The organism is Gryllotalpicola sp. CP2-P1 (assembly GCF_057512245.1).
Map to the genome: position 1 here is coordinate 1 of NZ_JBLRDT010000159.1, position 5,756 is coordinate 5,756.

Sequence of the window (5,756 nt, forward strand, 5' to 3'; positions counted from 1 at the left end):
CGCTGGAATCCGCCGACGACCTCATCTGCCCGTGGTTCCCGCCGACCTTCCTCGGCGTCGGGCAGGCATACCTCGACTTCACCCAGACGAGCGACGACGAGGTGCGGCGGCTGCTCGGCGGAACCCCGACCTCGGGTTAGGCGTGTGTGACCGCTGCGGCGGGTTCGGGCGCGACATGCCCCGGCGGCACGTCGTGCACGACGAGCACCGGGCACTTGCCGTGCTCCGCGACCGCCATGCTCACCGAGCCGAGCATGAGGCCGGCGAAGCCGCCGTGACCGCGGCTTCCGACGACCAGCATGTCGGCATCCCTGCTCTCTTCGATCAGCACGCGCGCCGGCGAGCCGTTGCGCACGAGCGTCGTCAGTGACGCCGGCGGGTTCGCACCCCACACCTTGCTCTTCGCCTCGACGATCGAGTCACGTGCCCAGCTCTCGAAGAGCACGGCGTCCACGGGGTACGCCCCCGCACCGATCGACGGGTACTGCCACACGGCGACCAGATGGATGCGCGCGCCGAGCGCATCGGCCAGCGCCGCCGCGCGGCGCAGTGCCGCAACGGAACGCTCGGAGCCGTCGAGCCCGACCACTATCTTCGTGGGCCTCTCGCCCACCCCCATTGTGTTCATGCCCGCAGTCTTGCCCGCCCGCGGCGCAGCGCACCGGGTCTTTCTGCTCAGCCCTTCACGGCACCTGCCGCGCGGCGTAGCCTGGCGGCGCAGGGACTTTCTGCCCTGGCATCCTGCCCCCGCCCCCGGCAATGCTGGCACGTAGGCGGATCACCCCCTGCCGGATCGAAGGTGCACACCGTGTTGATGCTCGAGCGTCCCGCCCCGCGGCCCGCCGGGGTTCTGGGAACCCACGGAAGTACGCTGGCGACCGTCCGCGTGCCGCGCGCCGACGGCGCGCCGTTCGAGGTGCAGCTCGTCGCGCGCGAGGTCGACCTCGACACCTGCGCGGTCTACGTCGACGGCCGCAAGCGCGGCTGGATCCACCACGAGGGCCACTACTACGTCGCCTACGCCGGCCAGATCCCCGAGTACGCGCACGAGTGCGGCCACTCTCTGCTCTGGGACGAAGCCGCCGCGCTGCTGTTGAGCGCCGCACCCGCACCGGCGGCCCGCGCATGACCCGCGTCTTCCTCGTGGACGACCACGAGGTCGTCCGCCGCGGTGTCGCCGACCTGCTCGACCGCGAGCGCGACATCGAGGTGGTCGGCGAGTGCGATGGCGCGACGCACGCCCTCGGCCGCATCCTCGCGACCCGCCCCGACGTCGTGCTGCTCGACGTGCGCCTGCCCGACGGCAGCGGCGTCGACATCTGCCGCGATGTGCTGGCGGCGGCGCCCGATACCCGCTGCGTGATGCTCACCGCGTACGACGACGACGAGGCGGTCTATTCGGCGATCCTCGCCGGTGCGATCGGCTACGTGCTCAAGGACATCCGCGGCAACGGCCTCGTCGAGAGCGTGCGCCGCGCCGCCCGCGGCGAGTCGCTCATCGACGCCGGGCTGCGCGAGCGCGTCACGCAGCGCATGCGGCACGGCGCCGACGACCCGCGCTTCGACGCGCTCACGGCCCGTGAGAAGCAGGTTCTCTCGCTCATCGCCGACGGCTTGTCGAACAAGCAGATCGGCCACGAGATGGGCCTTGCCGAGAAGACGGTGAAGAACTACGTGTCGTCACTGCTCGCGAAGCTCGGCCTGCAGAGCCGCACTCAGGCGGCGCTGCTGCAGACCGGCGCGCGCAACTAGCGGTGCCCTGAGACGAGGTCCGCGAGCCTCGCCAACGGCGACGTCGTGGCTCGTCCGGCATGCTCGGCGCGGTCCGCGGCGCGATAGAGCGCATACAGCGACTGCACCGCGACCCAGCGAAGCGGTTCGCGCTCCCACCGCCGCACACGGTGGTCGACCCACGGCAGCGTCACGAGCTCGCTGTCCTTCCCGAGGATCAGGTCGCTGAGGGTGCGGCCGGCGAGATTCGTCGAGGCGACGCCCGTGCCGACGTAGCCGCCTGCCCACCCGAGCCCCGTCCCCCGGTCGAGCCCGACCGTCGCGGACCAGTCGCGCGGCACTCCGAGCACACCCGACCAGGCGTGGTCGAGCTGAACACCGCGCAGCACGGGCCAGAAGCGCTCGATGAGGGCGCGCAGCTCGGCGACGGTCGCCGCGGGAGTCCGCCCGTCTGCGTCCACGCCGGAGGCGTAGCGATAGGGGCGCCCGCGGCCGCCGAACGCGATGCGATCGTCGGCCGTGCGCTGCGCGTACATGTACGCGTGCGCCATGTCGCCGAGCGTCTCACGCCCGTCCCACCCGATTTCGGCCCACGCGGATGCCGGCAGCGGCGCCGTCACCACGAGGGAGGAGTTCAGCGGCAGCCACTCGCGGTGGAACTTCGGGAAGCCGGCGGTAAAGCCCTCGGTCGCGCGCACGATGACGGGCGCGCGCACGGTGCCGTGCGCGGTGAGCGCGTGATGGGGCTCGATCGCGGCGACGCGCGTGCCTTCGTAGAGCTCGACGCCGAGCCGAAGCACCGCCTCGCGCAGCCCGCGCGCGAGCTTCGCGGGGTGCAGCCGGGCGGTGTGCGGGTGCCAGACGGCGCCCAGAGCGCCCTCGACATTGATGCGACGGCGAGCTTCGCTCGCTGACAGGAGCTCGACGCCGCTCTCGGCCCAGGTCTGCTCAGCGCGCGCGAACTCCTGCAGGCGCCCCAGTTGGGCGCGGTCGGTGGCGACGGTGAACTCGCCGCCCTTGTGCAGGTCGGCATCGATGCCCTCCGCGCCGGCGACGCGGATCACCTCGTCGACGGTCTCGTTCGCGATCTGCTGGAAGCGCGCCACGGCAGACCGGCCGTGCCGAGCGACGTACTGCTCGCGCCCGCCCGTGATCGAGTTCGCGAGCCACCCGCCGTTGCGCCCGGACGCGCCGTAGCCCGCGAAGCGCTGCTCGAGCAGCACCACGCGCAGGGCCGGTTGCGCCTTCTTCAGGTAGTAGGCCGTCCAGAGACCCGTGTAGCCGGCGCCGACAATGCAGGCATCCGCCTCGATCGACTCGGCAAGGGGCGGGCGCTGCTCGACCTCGCCGAGCTGCGACCACCAGAAGGACACCTCGCCGTTCTTCACGAGGCCAACGGTATCGTGGGGCCGTGGTCGAGCTGAGCCAGGACGAGTTCGAACGACTCGTCACCGACGAGCTCGACGCCCTGCCCGACGACATGGTCGACGGGCTCGAGAATCTGGTGTTCCTCGTCGAGGACCGACCGGAAGACGGCTCGCTCGACCTGCTAGCCGTGTACGACGGAACGGATCTGACCGAGCGGGACCGCTATGGCTTCGGCGAGCTGCCCGACCGCATCATCGTCTACCGCGAGCCGCACCTGGCAGCGTCCGACACCGTCGACGAGCTGCGCGACGAGCTCCACGTCACCCTGGTGCACGAGATCGCCCACTACTACGGCATCGACGACGCCGAGTTGCATCGCCTCGGCTGGGCGTGACTAGATGTTGGTGTCCTGATCGTCGAGCTCGATGGAGTCGCTGCCCGAGGCGTCGAAGCGGTAGCTCACGAAGAGCGTGTCGCCGACCTGCCGGGTCGATTGGGCGACGTAGTGCAGCTGCGACGGCAGCCCCTCGACGGCGACGAACGCTTCGATGTCTTTCTCGTACTCGCCCTCGATGAAGCTGCGGTGCTGGGTCTGTCCCTGAAGGGGGCCGTCGAGGAACTCGGTGATGTATTCCTTAGCGGTCTCTGCGGTGCTCATGTCGAGAATCTAGCCCGAGGTTACGACGTGGGGCTAGGGACTTGCGTTGCGTCGAGAACGAGGTCAGCGAGGGCGAGCGGATGCTGTGTGCGCACGAACCGCGTGAACTGCTCGTCCCACATGTCCCAGTGCGCGTCGAATGCGCCGCGGTCGCGCACGAGGGCGCGTCTCTTGCGCACGGCGTCGTCTGCGCTGAGCCACACCCGCAGATCGGCAAGAGGCGCGGAGGCTCTGCTAAGCGCACCGCACCCCTCGATCACGAGCGGCCGGTCGGCGCGCACCTCATGCCACTCGGCCGGGCGGCCGGCCGCCCAGTTCCAGCGCCGCCAGCGACCGGTGCCCGTGTGGCGCAGCGGTGCGAGCAGCTCGGTCGCGACGGCGCGACTCGCCGCGACCAGGCCCTCCCAGCCTGGGTAGAGATCGTCGAGCCGCACCAGCTCGGGCACGGCGCCCCCTGGCCAGCCGGCGACCAGCGCGTCCGCGAGCGTCGACTTGCCGGCACCGCTCGGCCCGTCGATGAGGACGACCGGATTCCTCGCCGGGAGCGCCGCGACGGCGGCGATCACCTTCTCGTCAAGACGCAATCCAGTGCCAGCTTCCCGTCGAGACGGACACGGCCACCGCGGTCGCGGCGATCGCGAAGCCGATCGCGAACGCGACCGCGTCGGCACGCCCGAGCGTGGCGGGCCGGGCCCAGCTACGCGGGCCCGCGGCACCGAAGCCGCGCGACTCCATCGCCGTGGTCAGCTTCGTACCGCGGCGAATGGCGAGCACGAGCAGCGCGAACACCACACCCGCGTAACGCTGCAGCCTGCCCCGGTCGGCGACGCCGCGCGCCCTGCGGGCGAGCGACAGCGCCCGCCAGTCGTCGAAGAACAGCCCGACCAGGCGCAGCGCCGCCAGCGCGCCGATCACGAAGCGCGCCGGAAGGCGCACGATCTGCGCGAGCCCGTCGGCGAGCTCGGTGGGGTCGATCGTGAGGAACAGCACGACCGACGGCACCCCGATCGCCAGAATGCGCAGGGCCGTCGCGATCGCGAAGCCGATCGACCCGTCCGTGACCTCCACGACCCCCCACTGCCACCACACGCGCCCGGACGGCACGCCGTAGAGCGTCGTGGTGACGCCGGCGAGGAGCGCGGCGACGATGAGCGGCATGAGCCGCGGAAGCACGCGCCGCCACGGCAGACCCGTGAAGGCGAGCACGGCGCTCTCGAGCACGACGGCGACGACTGCGCTCACCCAGTCCACCGTCGCGAGCAGGGTGAACGCCACGAGCAGGGCGCAGCCGAGCTTGGTCACCGGGTTGATGCGCGCGAGCAGGCCAGAGCGAATCGCGGGAAGCAGCGCACTCATCGCAGCGTCTCCTGCTGTCTGCGAGGCTCGAGCCGCCACTCGCGGGCCCCGAGGGCACCGGCCAGCTCTTCGTCGTGACTCACCGCGACGATCGCGTTGCCCGCGTCGGCCAGCTCGCCCAGCAGCAGGACGAGCTCGGCCCAGGTGAGCGCGTCCTGCCCGAAAGTCGGCTCGTCGAGCAGCAGGACGCGCGGTCGCGTGGCGAGTGCCGTCGCGACCGACAGCCGGCGCTTCTGCCCGCCAGAGAGGGTGAACGGATTCGCGTCGGCGAGGCCGTCGAGCCGCAGCCGCGCCAGCAGCTCGTCGACCCGCGTGTCGACTTCGGCGGCCGAGAGCCGCAGCGCCCGCGGACCGACCGCGAGCTCGGCGCGCACGGTGGACGCGAGCAGTTGATGCTCGGGGTTCTGGAAGACGCTGCCGATGCGCGTGAGCAGTTCGCGCGACGACCAGCGGATCGGCGCGGATGCCGCACCGGCCGCGAGCCGTGGTGCGGCCGTCACGGCGCCCTTCCGCGGCGCCAGCAGTCCGCCGAGGGTGAGTGCTGTCGTCGACTTGCCCACACCGTTCGGCCCCGAGACCACCACGGCCTCCCCCGCCCCCAACGCGAACTCGATGCCCTCCGCAACGGGCTGCGCCCCCGGCC

9 protein-coding genes are annotated in these 5,756 nt (G+C 71.6%); 3 read left to right on the forward strand and 6 right to left on the reverse strand.

All coding sequences use genetic code 11. From position 1 onward, the window contains the following. Window positions 1-136 precede the first annotated feature (136 nt). Window positions 137-628 (reverse strand): universal stress protein, encoded by a 492-nt coding sequence (locus ACM2XV_RS11495; protein WP_487027018.1) that lies wholly within the window; start codon window positions 626-628, stop codon window positions 137-139. A gap of 180 nt (window positions 629-808) precedes the next feature. On the opposite strand from ACM2XV_RS11495, the gene ACM2XV_RS11500 reads away from it, so the two are divergent. Both ACM2XV_RS11500 and ACM2XV_RS11505 read left to right on the forward strand, forming a co-directional pair. Then, window positions 809-1,129 carry a hypothetical protein gene (locus tag ACM2XV_RS11500; RefSeq protein ID WP_344778816.1) on the forward strand — a complete coding sequence of 107 codons (321 nt, stop codon included), beginning with the start codon at window positions 809-811 and terminating at the stop codon, window positions 1,127-1,129. Further along, window positions 1,126-1,752, forward strand: a complete 627-nt coding sequence (locus tag ACM2XV_RS11505) for a response regulator (RefSeq protein WP_344778814.1) — start codon at window positions 1,126-1,128, stop codon at window positions 1,750-1,752. Before ACM2XV_RS11500 ends, ACM2XV_RS11505 begins: the two co-directional genes overlap by 4 nt. On the opposite strand, the gene ACM2XV_RS11510 is transcribed toward ACM2XV_RS11505, so the two are convergent. Then, window positions 1,749-3,119 (reverse strand): NAD(P)/FAD-dependent oxidoreductase, encoded by a 1,371-nt coding sequence (locus ACM2XV_RS11510; RefSeq protein ID WP_487027019.1) that lies wholly within the window; start codon window positions 3,117-3,119, stop codon window positions 1,749-1,751. The genes ACM2XV_RS11505 and ACM2XV_RS11510 overlap by 4 nt on opposite strands. Window positions 3,120-3,211: 92 nt before the next feature. Between ACM2XV_RS11510 and ACM2XV_RS11515 the strand changes: the two genes are divergently transcribed. Further along, window positions 3,212-3,493, forward strand: coding sequence for a metallopeptidase family protein (locus ACM2XV_RS11515; RefSeq protein WP_487027024.1), 282 nt, complete (start codon window positions 3,212-3,214; stop codon window positions 3,491-3,493). Here ACM2XV_RS11515 and ACM2XV_RS11520 read toward each other — a convergent pair whose 3' ends face one another. The 4 genes from ACM2XV_RS11520 to ACM2XV_RS11535 form a co-directional block, all read right to left on the reverse strand. Next, a complete protein-coding gene (locus ACM2XV_RS11520) occupies window positions 3,494-3,757 on the reverse strand; it encodes a hypothetical protein (protein WP_487027020.1) in 264 nt (87 codons plus the stop codon). Window positions 3,758-3,777: 20 nt separating this feature from the next. Continuing rightward, window positions 3,778-4,341, reverse strand: coding sequence for a nucleoside/nucleotide kinase family protein (locus ACM2XV_RS11525; protein WP_487027021.1), 564 nt, complete (start codon window positions 4,339-4,341; stop codon window positions 3,778-3,780). Further along, entirely contained in the window at window positions 4,331-5,113 is a 783-nt protein-coding gene (locus ACM2XV_RS11530) for an energy-coupling factor transporter transmembrane component T family protein (RefSeq protein WP_487027022.1), read from the reverse strand. The genes ACM2XV_RS11525 and ACM2XV_RS11530 overlap by 11 nt, the downstream gene beginning before the upstream one ends. Then, a partial coding sequence (locus ACM2XV_RS11535; protein WP_487027023.1) for an ABC transporter ATP-binding protein occupies window positions 5,110-5,756 on the reverse strand: 647 nt, incomplete at its 5' end. The genes ACM2XV_RS11535 and ACM2XV_RS11530, both read right to left, overlap by 4 nt.